We start from the raw sequence: 18,728 nt of genomic DNA, 5'->3' as shown, positions 1-18,728 counted from the left end.
GAGGGTGGTGGCCGATGACCTGAAGGATCAGAAGCCGCGCTCGATATGCGAATAGACCATCTCGGTGAAGGTCGAGAGATGCGCGCCGATGAAGGAGCCGGAGACGGCGACGACCACGAGAATGACGATGATCTTCGGGACGAAGGTCAGCGTCACTTCCTGAATCTGGGTCAGGGCCTGGATCAGCGCAATGAGGGTGCCGACCAGCATCGCCGCTCCGACCGCGGGGCCGGAGGCGACGATGATGGTCCAGATCGCAGCCTGGACGATGTCGAGGGCATCCCTCTCGTTCATGACTGGCTGATCGTGAGCCCGGGCCCGACCGCCACCTTCGTGCCGTCCTGGAGGGTCGCGACGGAGCCGTCGCTGTTGATGGAGATCGAAACGACCTTGCCGGAGAAAGTTTTCCCGGTCGAGTCGGTGAAGCTGACCGTCTTTCCGATCAGCCCGTCGGCCTGCGACAGCGACTGCGAGGACAGTAGCGCATCCAGCTTGGTATTGGTCTGCATCGCCTGCTCGACCGTCGAGAGCTGGGCGAACTGGCTCATATATTGCGACGTATCCATCGGATTGGTCGGATCCTGATTCTTCATCTCGGCGACGAGGAGCTGAAGAAACGTATTGTAATCCACGGAGTTGCTCGCCGTGGTCGTGGTGGAGCCGGTCGAACTGGACTTGTTGGTGCTATCGGTTGCGCTGGTGACGTTCATATTGCCTCTCCGCTGTCAGGCAGCCTCGAATGGGATTTCGGCGGTGGCGCCGGCCAGGTCGGCCAGAATTGCCTCCTCAACCGGAAACAGCGCCCGGATCCGCTTGAGCGCCTCGAAATACCGGGTCGTCTTGACCAGTTCGTCGATCGCGGCGAGCCCGTCGAGCATCTCGCGGCTCTCGCAAACCGCGAGCAGCGCCGCATGATGCTCGCCATAGAGCGCGGCCGCGGCGACAACGTCCGTCGGATTCATCAGCATGAGCTGGACGATGAAGTAGAGCTGCCGCAGCGCCGTGGTGGCGTCCGAGGCCTGCATGACCTGCCCTTCGAGCAGGAACATCACGTCGTTGACGAGCTCGACGGAGACCTTGCGGTCCACGCGCAGCACCGCGCCGTTGATGTAGATGCGTTCGCCGGCCCGCAGGGATATCTTCATTAAAGCGCGTCTCGGATCAGGCGGTTGATTTCGATCAGCTGCACCACGTCGTTCGACCTCTCCTCGCGAAGCCGATCGGCTTCCTTGACCACCCAAAGGCCAATCGAGATGATGTCGGCACGCAGCTTCTCCGGAAGTCCGTTCTCCGGATGCGCGAGATCTTCGATGAAGATCGTCCACAGCCGCCGCACGTAGAGCAGGCTCTCGACCAGGTCCTCGAAGCTGAAGCGCCCCTTCTGGAGCCGCTCGAGCCGGTCGATGCCGAGGCTGAGCGCCTGCCGCTCGCGGCCCCGCGCCTCATAGCCGCTATCGTCGACAACCGATCCATAGGCTTCAAACGTCATCAGAACCACTCTGCGCAGGAGACCGAACAACACGACAAAGGTTACGAGCCTTACGAATGGAGCCGAGGCTCAGAGATAGTTGACTAGGCTGATCTGCTGGAGCTGCGAGGTGAGCGCGAGCGCCGTCTTGATCTGGGTCTGCAGGGTATTGACCCGGACCGAGGCCTCGGTCGGGTCGACCGCCTCCATCTTGACGATCTGATTGTTCAGAATGTCCTGCTGAATCTTGAGCTTTTCGGTGGCGCCGGTGACCCGCTGCTGGACCGTGCCGACGCTGCCGCCGAGCGTAGCGAGGTCGGTGATGGCGTTACCGACGAGGCCGATGGCCTTGTCCACGACGACCTGGAACGTCGCCTGGTCCAGGTTCGCGTTCCCGAGATCGGCCATCATGGTGTAGGCCTCGGCGAGCTTGCGGAAGCCGGTCTGGTTGGCGCTCACGGAGGTATCGGCGATCTCCGTCGTGGAGATGCGGCTCTGCATGACCTGGTCGGTGGCCGTTGACCAATTGGTGTTCCATGCCGGGCTCGCGAACTCGGCATCAAACGTGGTGTTGAGGAAGGTCTGCATCTGGGCCGGCGTGATGGTGCTCACGGCCGGCGAAGACTGCGAAAAGCCGAATGCCGCGAGGAAATCCGCATCCACCTGATTTTTGCTGGCCGAGCCCGCGGTGTAGGCCGTGATCGGCGTGTTCTGCGTGTTGATGCCCGAGAAAAGATACGAGCCGTTATAGGAGACGTTCAGCGCGCCGATCAGATCCTGCAGGTTGGAGGACGCAGGCGGCAGGATGATCCGCCCGCCACCGTCGGTACTGCGGGCCGCGATCAGGTCCTTGAGAAAATCCGTAGCGGTCGAGCCGAGCTGGGTGATGCGGCTCTGCGTTATGTCCAGCCGTCCGGAGACGAGCCCGTTGGTATCGACGAGCTGATCGGCGAAGCTCAGGTCTGCCCGCAGGGTGACGTCGCTTCCCGTCGTGGCACCAAGCTGGAGGCCGACATCGGCGAAGCGGCCGGTGGTGGCTTCCTTGGAGGCCTTGCTCAACGCGGCCTGATTGTTCGTGATCGAGGACCTCAACGACGAAGACAACATCAAGGTCGAGATGTAGTTGGCGCTCATCATGACTTAATTCCCCACGGCGGCCAGCAGGCTCTGCAACATTTGGTCGACGGTCGAGATGATCTTCGACGACGCCGAGTAGGTACGTTCGACCTGGAGCATCAAGGACATCTCGTCGTCCATGTTGACGCCGCTGACGTTCGACAGCGCCGCGTTGCTGCGGTCGAGCAGCGTGTTCTGGTAGGTGGCGTTATCGTCCGCGGCCTTGCGCTGGTTCTCGATCCAGCTGGTCGACGACGCCGCATAGTCGATCAGGTTGCCGTTCGGCTTGCCTTGCGTTGTTGCGTCGAACGGCTGCGATGCGTCCATGCCGCCGATGAGCTGCTGCAGCCGGGTCGAGAAACCGCCGCTGCCGGCGGTGTTGTATTGGTATGCGACGTTGCCGCTGATCGCGCCATCGCGCAGGAGATTGGGGTTGCCGCCCTGCGCCGGATCGACCGATGCGGCGACACTGATCAGGCCGGCAAGGCCGACCGAGACGGTGGCGCTCGCGGGCATCGCCGGCGCTCCCGGATAGGTGAAAAGACCGGGCACGTCCGGCAGCGCCGCACCGGACTGGTCGACCTCCTTGAAGGTTTCGACCAGGCCGCGCGCAATTTCGTCGAGCTGGCTCTGATACGTCACCGTGGCGTTGTCGCGCAGCTCGGAGAGACCCGCGAGCTTGCCGGTCTTGATCGGCATCACGGAATTGGCGCCGGTGACCGGGACGCCGTCGATATAGACGGCGTTGCCGGTGGTCCCGGGCGAGTAGATGTTGGTCGCGGCGAAGCTGACCGAGCGCGCCTGCTTGTCGAACAGCACGACGCCGCTGTCGGTATAGAGCGCCGCGTCGCCGTTGGCGCGAAGCGTCATCGAGACGCCAACCTCCTGCGACAGCTTCGAGACGATGGTGTCGCGCTGGTCGAGATAATCGGTGACGTCGTCACCGGTGATCGTTCCCTTCACGATCGCGTTGTTGACCTTGTCGAACTGGGTGAGCAGCTGATTGATATTCGCGACCGAGGTCGCCATGTCGGCGTCCGCTCCCTCGCGCACCGTCTGCACGGTCTTGGTGGCTTGGTTGAGCGCCGTCGCCATGTCCTTGGCGGAGGTGACCGCCGCCTGTGCCAGCGTGGTGTTGTCCGGGGCGTTGGCATATTGCTGGAGCGCCTGCTTCAGCTTGTTGAGCTGGGCGGTCGGCGACTGCCCGGTTTCGGGATCGTCCACGGTCGAGGCGGATATCGTCTGAAGACCGTTCAGGATCGCATTCTGCTTGGCGGACGCAGACGTCGCGATCAAGACGTTGTTGTAGAGACCGGAGCTCGCGGCGCGCTGGATGGCCGCCACGTAGACGCCGGCCCCGGGAAGATTGTCCAGCACCGCGATCTTGCGCGAATAGCCGGCAGCGCTGGCGCCGGCGATGTTGCGCGAGATGGTCGACGACTGGATGCCCGACGCCATGAGCGACGCGCGAGCGGAGTCGAGAGCAGCGGTGAGGGACATGATCTACTCTTGAGCGGGATGAACGTTGAAGGATTCAGCGCTTCAGGTTGACGACGACGTCGAGCAGGTCGGCGCCGGTCTGGAACGATTTCGAGTTGGCGGTGAAGCCGCGCTGCGCCTCGATCATCCCGGTGAGTTCGTCCGCGAGGTCGACGTTGGAGTCTTCCAGCGAGCCGGACTGAATCGTGCCGAGCCCGCCAGTGCCGGCATTTCCTGCTTGCGCATTGCCCGAGTTCTGGTTGGTCGAATAGACGTTACCCGGCTCTGGCGTCAGATTGTCGGGGCTCGCGACATCGGCGAGCATGAGCGTATACAGAGTCAGCTGCTGCCCGTTCTTGAGAACGGCGGTCACGTGGCCCGCCTCATCAACATCGACCTTGTCGATGGCCGAAGGCGTGCTGCCGTTGACGGTCGCCTTGAAGCTGAAGTCAGTACCGACTTGTGTCATGTTCGACAGGTCCATGGTCAACGCCGCACCGCCGGGGACGTTCACGGTGAGACCTGTCGGGCTCGCCGCGTCCAGCGCGCCCTTACCGGTTGCTGTGGTGTCGAAGGTGAAAGTGGTGGCGGGGGCGAGCGAGGTACCGGTCGCGGAGTCATAGACCTGGACCTGCCAGGTGTCCAAGCCCGCCGCCGTCGCGGTGTGGGACATATAGACGTCGAGCGTCACGGCCTGGCCGATATTGTTGTAGGCCACGATCGAGCTCTTTGATGAATATGCGCCTGGGCCGGGCGGACCGGCAATGACGGCCGCTTTCGGGTCAAGGTTGCCGGTCGTGAGCGTCCCCGCCGTCGACGGCACGGGCACTTGCGAGACCTGGGCGATGTTCACGATCTGCATTCCCGCCAGGCTGTTCTGCGAGAAATTGGTCACTAGGCCCGGCTGACCGAGCAGGTAGTAGCCGGCAGCATTGACCAGATTGCCCTGACTGTCGGGCACGAACGAGCCGGCGCGCGTCAGGTACTGCTGTGTGTTGGTTGCGTTCGATACCACGAAGAAGCCGTTACCCTGAACGGAGAGGTCCGTGCTCGACGTGGTGAACTGCGTATGCCCGGCGTCGCTGATGGCGTAGCGGACGGTCGTCTCGACAGCGCCGGAATCGTAATTGCCCGAGCCACTCTTCAGGATGAGCGAGGAGAATTCGGTCGAAGCCCGCTTGTAGCCGGTGGTGTTGACGTTCGCGATATTGTCCGAGACCGTCGACAGCTTGTTGGACTGCGCGGCCATCCCGGAAACGCCGGTGCGCATAATGCCGTAGAGGCTCATCGAGAGGGCTCCTTTGGAAGGTTGTAGTTACAATGAGGGTTCTTGCTTGCGCGGGGCTGATGGTTTGGAACCATGCACAACTTCATGTGGTCACGTCGTTTTCGGCTGACAGAACGAGCGCGCCTTGTCGGTCCAGGCGCCGAAGCCGCTCGAGACGAGATGCGCAACGATGTGGCAGACGTAGCGTTTCTGCGCTGGCTGGTTGTTCGGGCCTGCGTTGTAGCGGGCGACTGCCATCGTCCAGCTTCCCTCGCGCTGCTTGAGCTCTTTCAGGAAGCGCGCGGCATATTCCACGTTCTTGGCGGGATCGAACATCGCCCGCACCGACGCGAACTTGTCGCCGTGATAATAGTGGTTGATCTGCATGCAGCCGAGATCGATCAGCTTGATCCCCTTGCTCCGCATCGACTCGAAATTCGCGATCGCGTCGTTCATGTCCTTGGCGAACACGGTCTGGCCGTCGGCACCGAGCGCATAGGGATAGAGTGCACCGCGCCGCCCGGTCTCGGTGAGGCCGACGGCATAGAGAATGCCGAGCGGAATCCCGTGCTGCTGGGACGCACGCGCCATCTCGCGCTCGCAGGGGCGTGCATTGTCGGTCGCCGCTGCCGCAGCGCCCGCGTTACAGATAAACAGGGCCGCGACGAATCTGCGGGCCCACGTCCTGGTCATGACGCGTCTCCTGGTTGGACTGGGGCTCCTGCCGGGCCTGCCTCGCACCGCCGTCCGATTGGCCGGACGAATTGCTCGCGCCATCGAACGAGCCTTGCGACTGTGACGACGGTTGCTGCTGCTGGCCCGCGAGCTGCGGCTGCGACTGCCCGGAACCGCTCTGGAATCCGTCCAGCGAACCGTGCTGGACCGGAGCGACGTCGGCGACATAGCCTGCGGAGTGCATGAGATCGCGGATCGAGTCGCGCTGCTGATCCAGCATCAGGCTGGTGTCCTTGCGCTCGGCCGCGAGGTGGACGGAAACCTCCGAGCCAACCAGGCGAAGCCGGACGGTGACATTTCCGAGCGACGGCGGCTCGAGATTGATGGTCAGTATCTTCAGCGGCTCAGGCGCGTTGGTCTGCGACGTGGCGAGATCTGCAGCGGCCGACGCCGTCGGCGCGGACGATTCCTTGAGCTCGGTGACGACCGCGTTGGCGATCTGCTGCGTGGGGCCGAACTGCGCCGGCGGCAGATGGGTTTCCTGCTGGACCACGGTGACCTTGGTCGTCTCGGGCAAGGTATCCCGTGCCGAGGCTTTGACAGCGCGCTCGACATTGGCGGTAACGGCTTCGAAACCCTGCGTCGCGGGCATTGCTTTTGACGAAACCTCGTTGTCCGGCAGCGCGGTTGCCGGCGCCTGCGCAGCCGCGGTCGATGGGCGCGCACCCGGCGCGGAATCGGCGGTGGCAACCTTCGCCATGCCTGTCGCCTGAACCTCACGCGTCGGCGTCGACGAGCGTGCGTCGCGCGCGGGCGCGTCTTTCCTGTCCGCGCCCGTCGATTGCGTCTGCGGCTTCGCCACCGGTATGGCGGCCAGCTCCTGCCCGACAATCGCGGGAATGCTCGACCTGTTCGAAACGTCCGCCTTCGGGGCGGAGTCGACCGGACCTGGCGTTTGCGACGCTTCGTCGACCTTCTGGTCGGACGATTTATGACCGGTTTTGGGCTCGTCGGCGGTCTCGGTGCGCTCGTTCACCGTCTCGTCGTTCGTCTTGTCCTTCCCGGTCGGGTGCGCCAGGCGCGTCCGCAAGGATGCCGCCTTCACGCCCGTGTCGCCGCCGTCGTCCTTCAGCGCCCGCTTCGCGAGGTTCGAGACGGTGTGGAGCAGATCGTTGAACGATGAATCCGCCGACGACTTCGCTCCGGCGCTCTTGCCGGATCGCGACGTGCCACGAATATTGAGGCCTTCGGCCAACCCCGAAAAGACCTGTCCCGAGGTTCCACTGAGCTTCGTCATGGACGGCGATCCTTGGTGAGGCGTTCGAGTTCGCCCAACTGCTTCTGCGCGCGGGCGAGTGTCGCGGTCGACGACGCGAGATCGAGACGCGCCGGCGTGACCGGAGGCTTGTCGGCTGTGGCGGCGGATCCACCCGCGAACGGCTTGCGCATGTCGAGCGCAAGCTGGACCGTTGCATTCAGCAGAGGAATATCGCGCTCGGGCAGCTTCGACCGGTCGAGCGCCTTCAGCTCGGCGAGGCCACCGTCGTACTCGTCGGTGAGCACCCGCGCGACCCCGCGGAAGAAATGCGCACGCTCGCGATCCGCGGAAGCATCGGCGCTGAGCACCAGCGCGCGCTCGCCGGCAAGCTCGGTCACGGCCAGCCGTCCACGCAGCATCGCGCTGCGCGCGATCGCGAAATAGAGCTTGAGGCGGCTGGCGCGGTCGATCTGCTCCAGCAGGGTGACGATCCGCGCAAAGCGGCGCTCGTCGAGCGCGAGGCTCGATTGCGTCAGGCCCGAAGAAAAGCGCTGCCAGAAGTCCCCGGCATAGACCGAGTTGCGGTAATGGCGGATATAGGCAAGCGTCAAGAACTCGAACTTGTCGAAATCCTCGGCCTGCCCGATCAGCAGGATCTCGCGCCGCAGTGCCGCCTCCTCCACCAGCGTACCCGGCAACAGCAGGCGCGCATCGTCCAGGCGCTCGATCGCGAGCGTTGCCTCGGAGCGTGCGAACAGCGCGCCCTGGACCAGCGCCACCTGTCCACCCAGGCCCGACGGCAGCGTGCGCGGCTTGACGTCCTTGAGCAGCTCGCGCGCCTCGTCCTGGCGGCCCTCGACATAGGCGAGCGCACCATTGAACAGCCGCTCGTCGACGTTCGGCTTGGGCAGCTTGCGGACCAGCTGTGGTCCGCCGCCGCTGAGCAAATAGATGACGACGGCCTGGCCGTTCTGCGCATTGCTCCACACGCTGGCGTCGGCGGCGAGAAATTTCTCGCCGATCTGCCGGATCAGCGCGACGTGGCCGCTATGCGCCGCCATGTCGCCATTGGCTATGCCGTCCTGAACCGCCTGCAATGTGCGCACCAGCTCATACGGCTCGCCCGCGCCTGGCGCCGGAGCCGGGGCTGGGGCCGGATCGGCGAATGCACGGACTGCCGTGAGCGGCAGCAACAACAGCAGTGCGGCACGGCGGAGCAGCCTGATCAAGGGCGCTTCTCCCGGATCAGGATTTCAATCCGGCGATTCTGCGCGGCGGCCGGATCGTTCTGCAGCTTCGGCCGCCGATCGGCGTAACCTTCGACATGCTCGATCCGCTGTGCATCGACGCCGGAGCGGACCAGCATGTAATAGGCCATCTGCGCGCGGGCGGTCGACAGCCGCCAATTGTCGTAATTCTCCGACTTGTACGGCCGATTATCGGTGTGACCGCGGACGATGATCATGCCGGGATGCTTCGCCAGCAGCGGCCCGATCTTGTCGATCACGCGGATGAGCTCGGGCCGCGGTTCGGCCGAGCCGACCGCGAACATGCCGAAGCTCGCGTCGTCGGTCAGGCTGATCAGAAGACCTTCCTCGACCTGACGCACCTCGGCCACCGGTCCCGCGCCGGCCTTGATGTCCGACAGTGCATCCGCGATCGCGGACTGAAGCTGCTTGACGGTCGGCTGCTGGGTCTGCGCGGAGTCGCGCTGTTCGGACTCCTTCGCCGCATCGCCGGGACGCGACTGCGTGGCGGCATTGGCCTGGGCGCCGGCTTGAGCGCCCGGCTGCGCGTTCGCCTGGGCACTGCCGTCGCGTTGAGCCTGCGACGGCGCAGGTCCCGGCGGCAGCAGGGGCGACAGGTTTGCTGACGACGCATCGGCGTTCTGAGCCACGCTTCCGCCGGCATCGTCCTGCGTGGCGCGGCGAGCCTGCGGCTCGCCCTGCCCCGTTCCGGACGCGTTGTCGCGCGCGGAAGCGTTCGGCTTCGGCTCGCTGTCGACGAAACGGTCCGCGTCCTTGGACGTCTGCGGCGCCAGCTTCCAATAGCCGGGGTCGAACGGGTCGCGATAGGCATCGCCTCCCTTGAGACCTTCCTCTTCGGCAGAGGTCAGCGCGCCGGCGCGACGCTGGCCCGAGGCCTGGTTCGCGCTGTTCGAGATCTCCGCAAGGGTCGCATAGGGATCGCGGAACAGGATCTTCTCTTCGTAGGAGGCCGGCTTCTCGGCCGTCGGGGAATCGCCGCGACGCTCCTCGTTCGGCCCGGCCGGCTGGCGCTTGCCATCCTGGCCTTCGGTCGTGGACGGCTCCTTCTTGGTGAGATCCTTGAGGCCCTTCGGGGCGGGCGCGTTCTCCGCGAGCTTGATCGGATTGAAATAGCTCGCAACCACCTGCTTCTGGTCCTGGTTGAGCGCATTCAGCAACCACATGACCAGGAAGAACGCCATCATCGCGGTCATGAAGTCCGCATAAGCGATCTTCCAGACGCCGCCGTGATGCGGCTCCTCGGCGAAGGCGCTGCGCCGGCGGATGATCACCAGCTCTTGCTTGACCTCATTCATGGCGGGCTACCGGCGCGCCTCGTTCAGGCGTTCGCTCCAGGCCGAGATCTGCGTCTCGATCACGGTCTGGTCGGCCACGACCCGAACCTCGAACGTCTCAGCGGCCTCGTACTGGATGCCCGTTCGCCTGCTGGCCTCGAGTTGCGTCCGCACGAGGTCGAGCAGTTCGCCCGGACCGGTGACCTTGAACACCGGCACCGGCGAATTGCCGGTCAGAGCCGCAATCTGTTCGACCAGCGATTCGATCGCCTTGTCGCGGACCGCGTCAGCGAGGAAGGGCAGCAAGATCCGTGCGACGGAGCTCGCGATGTTGGTCTCGATTTCGCGGCAGGCCGTCTCGAACCCGTTGACGATCGCGACCGCCTGCTGGTCGGACCATTTGGAACGCTCCTCGCCGAGCCGGATCGCGCTGCGGACGCGCTCCTCGGCAACCCTGGAATCGCCTTCCGCGATGCCGGCGGCATGGCCGCGACGATAGGCATCTTCGAGAAGGTTGGCTGACGGAGCTTCCGCCTCTGGCGCTGGAGGCTGCGCTTGAGCCTGACGCTGCGGCTGGGCCTGAGGCTGCGGCTGAGGCTCACGCCGGACCTCCTTCGGCCTTGTCAGCACGTCCTGTACCTTCGGCGGCGGCGGTGGCGCCTTGGCCCGACCGTTGGCGTCGAACTGCGTCAGAAGTTTTCCGATAGCCGCGTTCATGCCGCCTCCTCGCGTCGCATCCAGTCTTTAAGGATCGCTGCCGCCTGCGCCTGATCGAGCCGGACAATCTGCTCCAGCCGCTTCTGCGGTGTTCGTTGCATCTTGCCTTCGAGGTCCTCCACGAGGTTGAGCTCGGGGTCCTGACTGTCGCCCAAGGCAAGGGCCGCCGCAGCTTCAAGCTCCGCGGCCTCGGCCGCCTCGGTCTGCTCCTGCTGGGCACGGTGGGTGAGGATGCCATTGACCGCGGGACGTAGGCCGAACCAGACCAGCATCGACGCAACCGCTAGGATCGTCACAGCGTTGATGACGCTGCCGAGCTGCTTGTTGATCATCTCGACGAAGCTGATCGGCGGCACCGGGGCCAGTTCGCGCGAGCCTTCGATGAAGTCGACGGCCGTGACCTGGATCTGGTCGCCGCGCGTCTTGTCCAGCCCGCCGGCCGTCGCCGCGAGCTGGCTGATCTCGGCGAGCTTGCTGTCGACGATGGCCTGGTTGCTCTTGTCGCCGAGATCGGCGACGAGCCGGGTGCGATTGACCAGGACCGCGATGAAGAGCTTCTTGACGGAATAGCCGTCGCTTACCGTCGTCGTGGTCTTGGATGACACCTCGAAATTGGTGACGTCCTCGCGGCGGGTCTTGTCCTCGCTGGAATTCTTGGTGCCGCCGGAATTCACCTGCTGGTCCGGCAGATTCTGCTGCACCGTGGTCGGCGTGGAGCGATCCGCGTTTTGTGACTTCTCGTTTTCGCGGACGTTGCGGACCGAGCGCTCGGCGCGGCTTTCCGGATCGTAGACGGTCTCGTTCGTCTGCCGCTTGTCGGTGGAGAGCTGCGATGCGACGCTGACCTCGAAATTGTCGAGGCCCAGATACGGCGTCAGCGCCTTGCGGATGTTCTCCTGCACCATGCCGCCGACCGTCTTCTGAAGGCTTGCCATCTTGGTCGGAGCGGCAGTGGCCTCGTCCTCCTCGGCGAGCAGCATCGAACCATCGGCATCCAGCACCGTTACCTTGTCTTTGCTCATGCCCGGAATGGCCGCGGCAACGAGGTGGCGGATCGACTGGGCCGTTCGCGCCTCGATCGCACCGTCAGTGCGCAGCACGACCGACGCCGAGGGCGGTTGCTGCGTCGCGCGGAACGAGCCGCGCACCGGCAGCACGATATGGACCCGCGCCGCCTTCACGCCCTTCATCAGTTGCACCGTGCGCGCGATCTCGCCTTCGAGCGCCCGGAGCTTGGTGACCTCCTGCATGAACGAGGTCAGGCCGAGCGAGCCAATCTTGTCGAACAGCTCGTAGCCGGAATTGGCGCTGGTCGGCAGCCCCTTCTCGGCCAGCAGCATTCGCGCCTGCATGGTCTGACTCGGGCGCACCGAGACTGCGTCGCCGGCCGTATTGACGTCGAAAGTGATGTTCTGCTCGCGCAAAGCAGCGCCCATGCGCGTCACGTCTTCGCGGCTGAGGCCCGTGTAGAGCGTCTCGAACTCAGGCCGACTCAGATAGTACGCGCCGCCGACGACGGTGACGAGAACGGCGAAGCCAATCAGTCCCAAGGCCATCAGGCGTCGCGGCCCAAGCTCCAGCAGATTATTGAGCAGTTGCTGTACCTGCGCACGACTGAGCAGCATATGACCTCATACCAATGCGAACGTATGCGACACTCCGCTGCCAACCTTGTCTGAAGGTTGCGCGCAAACGCGAATGTGGCAGTTCGCAGGCGAGGCGTTGTAATTTTACAAGAATCTTATTGACGCGATTGGTCCGGCAGCGACACGTGGTCGTGCGAGCGCAAGGCAGCGCGATCGGCTGCGGCGTGTCGTATGGGGCCTGGCGTCAGGAGATCGAATACGGGCACATCATGTGCCGTCACATCCGCCGTTCACGGCGGGGCCGTGCTCCCAAGGGAGCACGGTCGTTCTCAAGGCCGACGCTTACTTGAACAGCGAGAGGATGCTCTGGCTGTTCTGGTTGGCGATCGAGAGCGCCTGCACGCCGAGCTGCTGCTGGGTCTGGAGAGCCTGAAGGCGGGTCGATTCCGCATTCATGTCAGCGTCGACGAGCTGACCGATACCGCGGTCCACCGAATCCATCAGGGTCTTGACGAACTCGGCGTTGGTCGAGATGCGGTTCTTGACGGCGCCGAGATCGGCGGCGGCGGAGGCCACCGAGTTCAGCACAGTGGTGACCTGCGCGATGTAGCCGTCGAGCGTGGTCATGTCGGCCGGAACGTTGTCCTGCAGCGCGGAGATGTCGATCGTGTCGATCGATGCAGTGCCGCTCACCTTGTCCAGAATACCTGTGTTTCCGGCCGTGTTGTAGAGCGTGTAGTTCGCGATCGTCAGGGTGATCGTTCCGACAGTGGGCGTGCCGCCCACGCGCGAGAACGACGACACCAGGTCGACGGTGCCCGTCGCTGCGGTCGCGCTCAGCCAGTTCACGCCGTTGAAGGTCGCCGCATCGGCGGTGGCCTTCATCTGCTGCTGGATCTGGGTGATGTCGGCCTGGATCTTGACGCGATCGATACCGGCGGTCTTGGCTTCCACCAGCAGCGCCTGGAGCTTGGTCAGGCCGCCGGTCTTGTCGCCCACAACCGAGGTCAGAGCGGTGTATTCCGTATCGACGGTCGCGGCCGACAGACCGAGCGAGTCGGAGACGGCGGAGAGCGCGGCGTTGTCGGCGCGCATCGAGGTTGCGATCGACCAGTAGGCCGCGTTGTCCGACGCCGTCGAGACGCGCATGCCGGTCGAGATCCGGTTCTGCGTGGTCGCGAGCTGCGAACTGATGCCCCGGAGGGTCTGCAGCGCGGTCATTGCAGACGAGTTGGTGAGCAGACTAGAACTCATTTTTTTGACGTCCCCTTGAAACAGATTGAAATTTGGGACATACCGGGCTTGCACCGGTACGACAGGGCGGCCTCATGCCTTTGGGCGGCAGAAAAAGCAGGCCCAACCTGTCGTGCGGCGACAATAACGCACGTAGGCTGTGCGAGGCTTGCGGCTTTGTGACCGGACCACAACAGATTGAGCCGGGCCGAGCTCATGGCCCGCCCGCGCGTACATCATAAAAATGAAAAGGCCGCGCTTCGCGGGAAGCGCGGCCCTCCTCAGATGGTTTTGAGACTTAGCGGAACAGCGACAGGATGCTCTGGCTGTTCTGGTTGGCGATCGAGAGCGCCTGGACGCCGAGCTGCTGCTGGGTCTGGAGCGCCTGCAGGCGGGTGGATTCCGCGTTCATGTCGGCGTCGACGAGCTGTCCGATACCGCGATCAACCGAGTCCATCAGGGTCTTGACGAACTCGGTGTTGGTCGAAATGCGGTTCTTGACGGCGCCGAGGTCGGCGGCAGCGCTGGCGACCGTGTTGATCGCAGTGGTGACCTGCGCGATGTAGCCATCGAGCGTGGTCATGTCGGCCGGGACGGTGTCCTGCAGCGCGGAGATGTCGATCGTGTCGATCGACGCCGTGCCGCTCACCTTATCCAGGATACCGGTGTTGCCGGCGCTGTTGTAGAGCGTGTAGTTCGCGATCGTCAGGGTGATCTTGCCGACGGTGGGCGTGCCGCCGACACGCGAGAACGACGACACCAGGTCGACGGTACCCGTCGCGGCGGTCGCGCTCAGCCAGTTCACGCCGTTGAAGGTCGCCGCATCGGCGGTGGCCTTCATCTGCTGCTGTATCTGGGTGATGTCGGACTGGATCTTGACACGATCGATACCGGCGGTCTTGGCTTCGACCAGCAGCGCCTGGAGCTTGGTCAGGCCGCCGGTCTTGTCGCCGACGACCGAGGTCAGAGCGGTATATTCGGTGTCCACGGTCGCGGCCGACAGACCGAGCGAGTCGGAGACGGCGGAGAGCGCAGCGTTGTCGGCGCGCATCGAGGTTGCGATCGACCAGTAGGCAGCGTTGTCCGAAGCGGTCGAAACACGCATGCCGGTCGAGATCCGGTTCTGCGTGGTAGAGAGCTGCGAGCTGATGGACCGCAGGGTCTGGAGCGCGGTCATGGCAGACGAGTTGGTGAGAAGGCTAGAACCCATTTTGATGTCCCTTTGAAGCTTGATTTGAGTTGGGGACATACCGGACTTGCACCGGTACGACAGGGCGGCATCATGCCTTTGGGCGGCGCGAATGCGGTTAGGCCCAACCTGTCGTAGCAGCCAGGTTAGCGCGTGAAGCTTGTGCGAGGCTTGTGGCTCTGTGGCCCGGCTGCAACAGGGCAGGCGAAATTGCGGCGGGCGCGCCGCGCCACGCCAAACGAAAGGGCCGCGCTTCGCGAGAAGCGCGGCCCCTCCCCAGATTGTCGTGAGGCTTAGCGGAACAGCGACAGGATGCTCTGGCTGCTGTTGTTGGCGATCGAGAGCGCCTGCACGCCGAGCTGCTGCTGAACCTGGAGCGCCGCCAGACGGGTGGACTCCTGGTTCATGTCGGCATCGACGAGCTGGCCGATACCGCGATCAACCGAGTCCATCAGCGACTTCACGAAGTCCGTGTTGGTCGAGATGCGGTTCTTGACGGCGCCGAGGTCGGCGGCAGCGCTGGCGACCGTGTTGATCGCAGCGGTGACCTGCGCGATGTAGCCATCGAGCTTGGTCATGTCGGCCGGAACGCTGTCCTGCAGCGCGGAGATGTCGATCGTGTCGACCGAATCAGTACCGCTCACCTTGTCCAGGATACCGGTGTTGCCGGCGCTGTTGTAGAGCGTGTAGTTGGCGATCGTCAGGGTGATCTTGCCTACGGTAGGCGTGCCGCCGACGCGCGAGTACGACGACACCAGGTCGACGGTACCCGTCGCGGCGGTCGCACTCAGCCAGTTCACGCCGTTGAAGGTTGCCGCATCGGCGGTGCTCTTCATCTGCTGCTGGATCTGCGTGACGTCGGACTGGATCTTGACACGGTCGATACCGGCGGTCTTGGCTTCGACCAGCAGCGCCTGGAGCTTGGTCAAGCCACCGTTCTTGTCGCCGACGACCGTGGTCAGAGCGGTGTATTCCGTGTCGACGGTCGCGGCCGACAGACCGAGCGAGTCGGAGACGGCGGAGAGCGCGGCGTTGTCGGCGCGCATCGACGTTGCGATCGACCAGTAGGCGGCGTTGTCCGAAGCGGTGGAGACACGCTGGCCGGTCGAGATCCGGTTCTGCGTGGTGGAGAGCTGCGAGCTGACAGACCGCAGGGTCTGGAGCGCGGTCATGGCGGTCGAGTTCGTAAGCAGGCTTGACATTGCGAATGTCCCTTTATGTACGCGTTACATTTTCACGAGGGGACATACCGGGCTTTCACCGGTACGGAGGGGCGGCATCATGCCTTTGGACTGATGTGGGTGGGGTCCAACCCGCCGTGCCGCATTGCTAGCACGTCGAATCTTGCGCGCGGATTAAGATCGGCTTGAATTACGCTGTAATATCAGATGGTTAACATTACCCAACGCTAACCATGCCGCGGTACTTCCCGCTAACCATAAGCAGCCGGCCGGCCGTCGATCCTACGAGAACGAGCGCACCAGGCCCGAGGCCAGCAGATTCCAGCCGTCGATCAGCACGAAGAACAGCATCTTGAACGGCAGCGCGAGGATCGTCGGCGGCATCATCATCATGCCCATCGACATCGTCAGCGTCGCCACGATCATGTCGATGACGAGGAACGGCAGCATGATCAGGAACCCGATCTCGAACGAGCGCCTGAGCTCGGAGATCATGAAGGCCGGGATGATGACGCGTAGATCGATGCGCTTGTCGTCGAACTTCTTCCGAAAGCTCTCTGCGGCCAGGGACTCGAAGGTCTGGAGATCCTTGTCGCGAACGTGAGCCAGCATGAAATCGCGGAACGGATCGGTGATCTTCACGTAAGCCTCTTCCTCCGAGATCTCGTTCTTCATCAGAGGCTGGACGCCGGTTTCCCAGGCGCGATCGAAGGTCGGAGCCATCACGTAGAAGGTCATGAACAGCGCAAGGCTGATCAGAACGAGATTGGCCGGCGTGGTCTGCAGGCCGAGACCGGAGCGCAGGAACGACAGCGCCACCGCAAATCGCGTGAAGCTCGTCACCATGATGAGCAGACCCGGCGCCACCGACAGCACCGTGATCAGCGCCATCAGCTGGATGATGCGGCCGCTGGTCGAACCGTTTCCGGGCGGCAGAAGCGAGTTGAGGTCCGGAATCTGGGCCAGCGCCACTTCGGGCAGGACGACCAGAATCAACGCGAGCAGCAGGACTTTCACTCTCACTGAATCACCAGCGTCTCAATGATCAATTCGCGGACCTTGCCCGACGAGCGGATGTTGGCGCGTTCGGCGAGGTCGTCGCGCAGATGCTGCAGCCCGCGCGATCCCTCGAATTGGCCAACCGTCGCCGACCGCAGATAGGTCACGATGTCCTCGCTGATGTGGGCGGCCAGGATGCCTGCGTCCTCGTCACTCATGCTGTCGGTCACCATGGAAGCTTCGACACGGGCCCAGTTGTTGGCCGGCGCGGCGAGATTGGTCACGATCGGGGACAGCTTCCTCAGCCGCGCGCTGCCGGCGTAGCTCGAGGCAAGGGGCGGCGGCGGCGCGGTCTTCTTCGCGTCCGCGACGCGCTCGGCAGCCGCAAACAGATGCAGGCCGGCAAGCGTACCCGCGCCGATCGCGACGAGGGTCAGCGCCAGAATGGCCGCAATCAGACGCATCACGTCCCCTGCCCTCGCGAAGCGGCCCGACGGCTGCGAATCTCAGAATGGTGCCACGGCGTCATAGATCCGATGTCCCCATCCAGGCTGCTGCACGTCAGACAGATTTCCGCGACCACCGTAGGAGACGCGCGCTTCGGCGATCTTCTCGTAGGAGATCGTGTTGGTGCGCGAGATATCGCGCGGACGCACGATGCCGCCGACATTGAGCACGCGCATCTCGGTATTGACCTTGAATTCCTGCGACCCGCTGATCATCATATTGCCGTTCGGCAAGACGTCGGTGACGATTGCGGCGATCGACAGCTTGATGTCCTCGGTGCGATCGATCTGGCCGTTGCCCTTGATCTGCGTATTGGTGTTGAGATTGGCGCTGGTCGAGCCTTTGTCCTGCCATCCGGCGACGTCCATCAGCCAGTCGAGGCCGAACTTGATCTGCGAATCGCGCGAGCGGTCGGTCTTATTGTCCAGCTTGGCCTTGTCCTGCATCGAGATGATCACCGTCACGACGTCGCCGGTACGACGGGCGCGAGGATCGCGGTAAAGGTCGGTGCCGTCGTCCCAGGTGGAACGGTAGCTGACGGGCGAGCGCAGCCGCGGCGTCACCGGGATCGGATCGGCCTGCGTCCTCAGGCCGGTGCCCACGGGTGACAGGCGCGGACCAGTCAGGACATCTGCGGGATCGCCAACGCATCCGGCAAGCATCAGCAGCGACAGGATGAGGATGAGATACTTCATCTATTTGGTCTTTCCGTCGTCCACGCGACGCATTCCGCCGAGCAGGTCGGCAAGGTGCGCCGCGCGCGCCGTCTCCATCTCGTTGAAGATCGCGCTCGAATTCCTCGGGCTGAGCTTGGCGAGCACGGCTGCGGCGGTCTCGTCCGCCATGCCGGCGATCTGGGTCGCCGCGGCGTCCGGCTTCATGCGCGAATAGATCTCGACGACCTGCGCCTCGGCCTTTTTCAGGAAATCGTCGCGCAGCGCCATCCACTTCTCGTATTCGGCGCGTTTGGCCTCGACCTCGGCGATCCGTTCGCGAAGCAGGGTCTCGGCCTTTTCCAGCTCCTTGAGCTGCCAGGCCAGTCTCGCATCGACGGCTGGGTCGGCGACGTTGCTGCAGAACAGGGCAGCGTCGCTGTCCGCAGGCGCAGCCGCCTGCGCGGGCTTCGGCGGGACCGGGACGCTGGCGGGCTTGGCCGTGCGCACAGGCGCGGCTGCGGGCACAGGGGCCTGTGCACGCGTTTCGGACGCCGGCACCGCGCCGGTGATCGCAGGTCCGGAGTCTTCAGCCGCCCACGCCGTCGCCCGGATCGACGCGTTGTCACCTGGTACCGGCGTGACCGGCGAGGACGGCTTTTGCGGTCCGGCCGCGCGGGCACGCGCGAAGGACAGCAGGTTGAGCGGCTTGGTCGGCTTGGCCTCGTCCAGCGCGAGCACGGGCGAAGCGCTCGCGAGCGCAGACACAGCGATCAGGAGGAGGAGTTTGGCTTTGTGATCCAGCTTCAGCATCGGGCCGCGTGCGATTCTCGGTCAAGACCAGAGCATTGAGCGACC

Annotated in this window: 20 protein-coding genes; all 20 read right to left on the bottom strand. The window is 64.1% G+C overall.

Annotated features, from left to right (window positions below; genetic code table 11):
- Nucleotides 1-27: 27 nt before the first annotated feature.
- The 20 genes from fliQ to WHZ77_RS06680 all read right to left on the bottom strand — a co-directional run bounded on the left by fliQ (nucleotide 28) and on the right by WHZ77_RS06680 (nucleotide 18,683).
- Nucleotides 28-294 (bottom strand): flagellar biosynthesis protein FliQ, encoded by a 267-nt coding sequence (gene fliQ, locus WHZ77_RS06775; RefSeq protein WP_375312969.1) that lies wholly within the window; start codon nucleotides 292-294, stop codon nucleotides 28-30.
- Entirely contained in the window at nucleotides 291-710 is a 420-nt protein-coding gene (gene flgD, locus WHZ77_RS06770) for a flagellar hook assembly protein FlgD (RefSeq protein ID WP_375312968.1), read from the bottom strand. Before flgD ends, fliQ begins: the two co-directional genes overlap by 4 nt.
- Before the next feature lie 15 nt (nucleotides 711-725).
- Nucleotides 726-1,145 (bottom strand): flagellar biosynthesis repressor FlbT, encoded by a 420-nt coding sequence (gene flbT, locus WHZ77_RS06765; RefSeq protein WP_375312967.1) that lies wholly within the window; start codon nucleotides 1,143-1,145, stop codon nucleotides 726-728.
- Nucleotides 1,145-1,489, bottom strand: a complete 345-nt coding sequence (flaF, locus tag WHZ77_RS06760) for a flagellar biosynthesis regulator FlaF (protein ID WP_168213321.1) — start codon at nucleotides 1,487-1,489, stop codon at nucleotides 1,145-1,147. Before flaF ends, flbT begins: the two co-directional genes overlap by 1 nt.
- Nucleotides 1,490-1,558: 69 nt before the next feature.
- The gene (locus WHZ77_RS06755; protein WP_375312966.1) at nucleotides 1,559-2,605 is read right to left on the bottom strand and encodes a flagellar hook-associated family protein; all 1,047 of its coding nucleotides are present in this window, start codon (nucleotides 2,603-2,605) and stop codon (nucleotides 1,559-1,561) included.
- A 3-nt stretch (nucleotides 2,606-2,608) separates the two neighbouring features.
- Nucleotides 2,609-4,084, bottom strand: a complete 1,476-nt coding sequence (gene flgK, locus WHZ77_RS06750; RefSeq protein ID WP_375312965.1) for a flagellar hook-associated protein FlgK — start codon at nucleotides 4,082-4,084, stop codon at nucleotides 2,609-2,611.
- Nucleotides 4,085-4,118: 34 nt separating this feature from the next.
- Nucleotides 4,119-5,351, bottom strand: coding sequence for a flagellar hook protein FlgE (locus tag WHZ77_RS06745; RefSeq protein ID WP_375312964.1), 1,233 nt, complete (start codon nucleotides 5,349-5,351; stop codon nucleotides 4,119-4,121).
- A gap of 90 nt (nucleotides 5,352-5,441) precedes the next feature.
- Nucleotides 5,442-6,023, bottom strand: coding sequence for a transglycosylase SLT domain-containing protein (locus WHZ77_RS06740; RefSeq protein ID WP_375312963.1), 582 nt, complete (start codon nucleotides 6,021-6,023; stop codon nucleotides 5,442-5,444).
- Nucleotides 5,974-7,302, bottom strand: coding sequence for a flagellar hook-length control protein FliK (locus WHZ77_RS06735; protein ID WP_375312962.1), 1,329 nt, complete (start codon nucleotides 7,300-7,302; stop codon nucleotides 5,974-5,976). Before WHZ77_RS06735 ends, WHZ77_RS06740 begins: the two co-directional genes overlap by 50 nt.
- The gene (locus tag WHZ77_RS06730; protein ID WP_375312961.1) at nucleotides 7,299-8,492 is read right to left on the bottom strand and encodes a chemotaxis protein; all 1,194 of its coding nucleotides are present in this window, start codon (nucleotides 8,490-8,492) and stop codon (nucleotides 7,299-7,301) included. Before WHZ77_RS06730 ends, WHZ77_RS06735 begins: the two co-directional genes overlap by 4 nt.
- Entirely contained in the window at nucleotides 8,489-9,826 is a 1,338-nt protein-coding gene (locus WHZ77_RS06725; protein WP_375312960.1) for a MotB family protein, read from the bottom strand. The genes WHZ77_RS06730 and WHZ77_RS06725 overlap by 4 nt, the downstream gene beginning before the upstream one ends.
- A gap of 6 nt (nucleotides 9,827-9,832) precedes the next feature.
- Nucleotides 9,833-10,522 (bottom strand): hypothetical protein, encoded by a 690-nt coding sequence (locus tag WHZ77_RS06720; RefSeq protein ID WP_375312959.1) that lies wholly within the window; start codon nucleotides 10,520-10,522, stop codon nucleotides 9,833-9,835.
- Entirely contained in the window at nucleotides 10,519-12,147 is a 1,629-nt protein-coding gene (gene fliF, locus WHZ77_RS06715; protein ID WP_375312958.1) for a flagellar basal-body MS-ring/collar protein FliF, read from the bottom strand. The genes WHZ77_RS06720 and fliF overlap by 4 nt, the downstream gene beginning before the upstream one ends.
- 303 nt (nucleotides 12,148-12,450) lie before the next feature.
- Nucleotides 12,451-13,362 carry a flagellin gene (locus WHZ77_RS06710; protein ID WP_375312957.1) on the bottom strand — a complete coding sequence of 304 codons (912 nt, stop codon included), beginning with the start codon at nucleotides 13,360-13,362 and terminating at the stop codon, nucleotides 12,451-12,453.
- 277 nt (nucleotides 13,363-13,639) lie between these two features.
- Nucleotides 13,640-14,551 carry a flagellin gene (locus WHZ77_RS06705; protein ID WP_375312956.1) on the bottom strand — a complete coding sequence of 304 codons (912 nt, stop codon included), beginning with the start codon at nucleotides 14,549-14,551 and terminating at the stop codon, nucleotides 13,640-13,642.
- Between the two features lie 272 nt (nucleotides 14,552-14,823).
- A complete protein-coding gene (locus WHZ77_RS06700; protein WP_375312955.1) occupies nucleotides 14,824-15,732 on the bottom strand; it encodes a flagellin in 909 nt (302 codons plus the stop codon).
- 261 nt (nucleotides 15,733-15,993) lie between these two features.
- Nucleotides 15,994-16,734, bottom strand: a complete 741-nt coding sequence (gene fliP / locus WHZ77_RS06695) for a flagellar type III secretion system pore protein FliP (protein ID WP_014440021.1) — start codon at nucleotides 16,732-16,734, stop codon at nucleotides 15,994-15,996.
- Complete coding sequence (locus WHZ77_RS06690; RefSeq protein ID WP_375312954.1) at nucleotides 16,731-17,174, bottom strand: flagellar basal body-associated FliL family protein; 444 nt, start codon at nucleotides 17,172-17,174, stop codon at nucleotides 16,731-16,733. The genes fliP and WHZ77_RS06690 overlap by 4 nt, the downstream gene beginning before the upstream one ends.
- A 42-nt stretch (nucleotides 17,175-17,216) precedes the next feature.
- Complete coding sequence (gene flgH, locus WHZ77_RS06685) at nucleotides 17,217-17,912, bottom strand: flagellar basal body L-ring protein FlgH (RefSeq protein WP_375312953.1); 696 nt, start codon at nucleotides 17,910-17,912, stop codon at nucleotides 17,217-17,219.
- On the bottom strand, nucleotides 17,913-18,683 hold the full coding sequence (locus WHZ77_RS06680) for a MotE family protein (RefSeq protein WP_375312952.1): 771 nt from the start codon (nucleotides 18,681-18,683) through the stop codon (nucleotides 17,913-17,915). It lies immediately after the preceding gene.
- Nucleotides 18,684-18,728 lie beyond the last annotated feature (45 nt).

This window comes from Bradyrhizobium sp. A5 (assembly GCF_042076515.1).
Classification (GTDB): domain Bacteria; phylum Pseudomonadota; class Alphaproteobacteria; order Rhizobiales; family Xanthobacteraceae; genus Bradyrhizobium; species Bradyrhizobium cosmicum.
The sequence above is the reverse complement of the archived record's forward strand: the minus strand, read 5'-3'. Positions and strand labels throughout refer to the sequence as shown.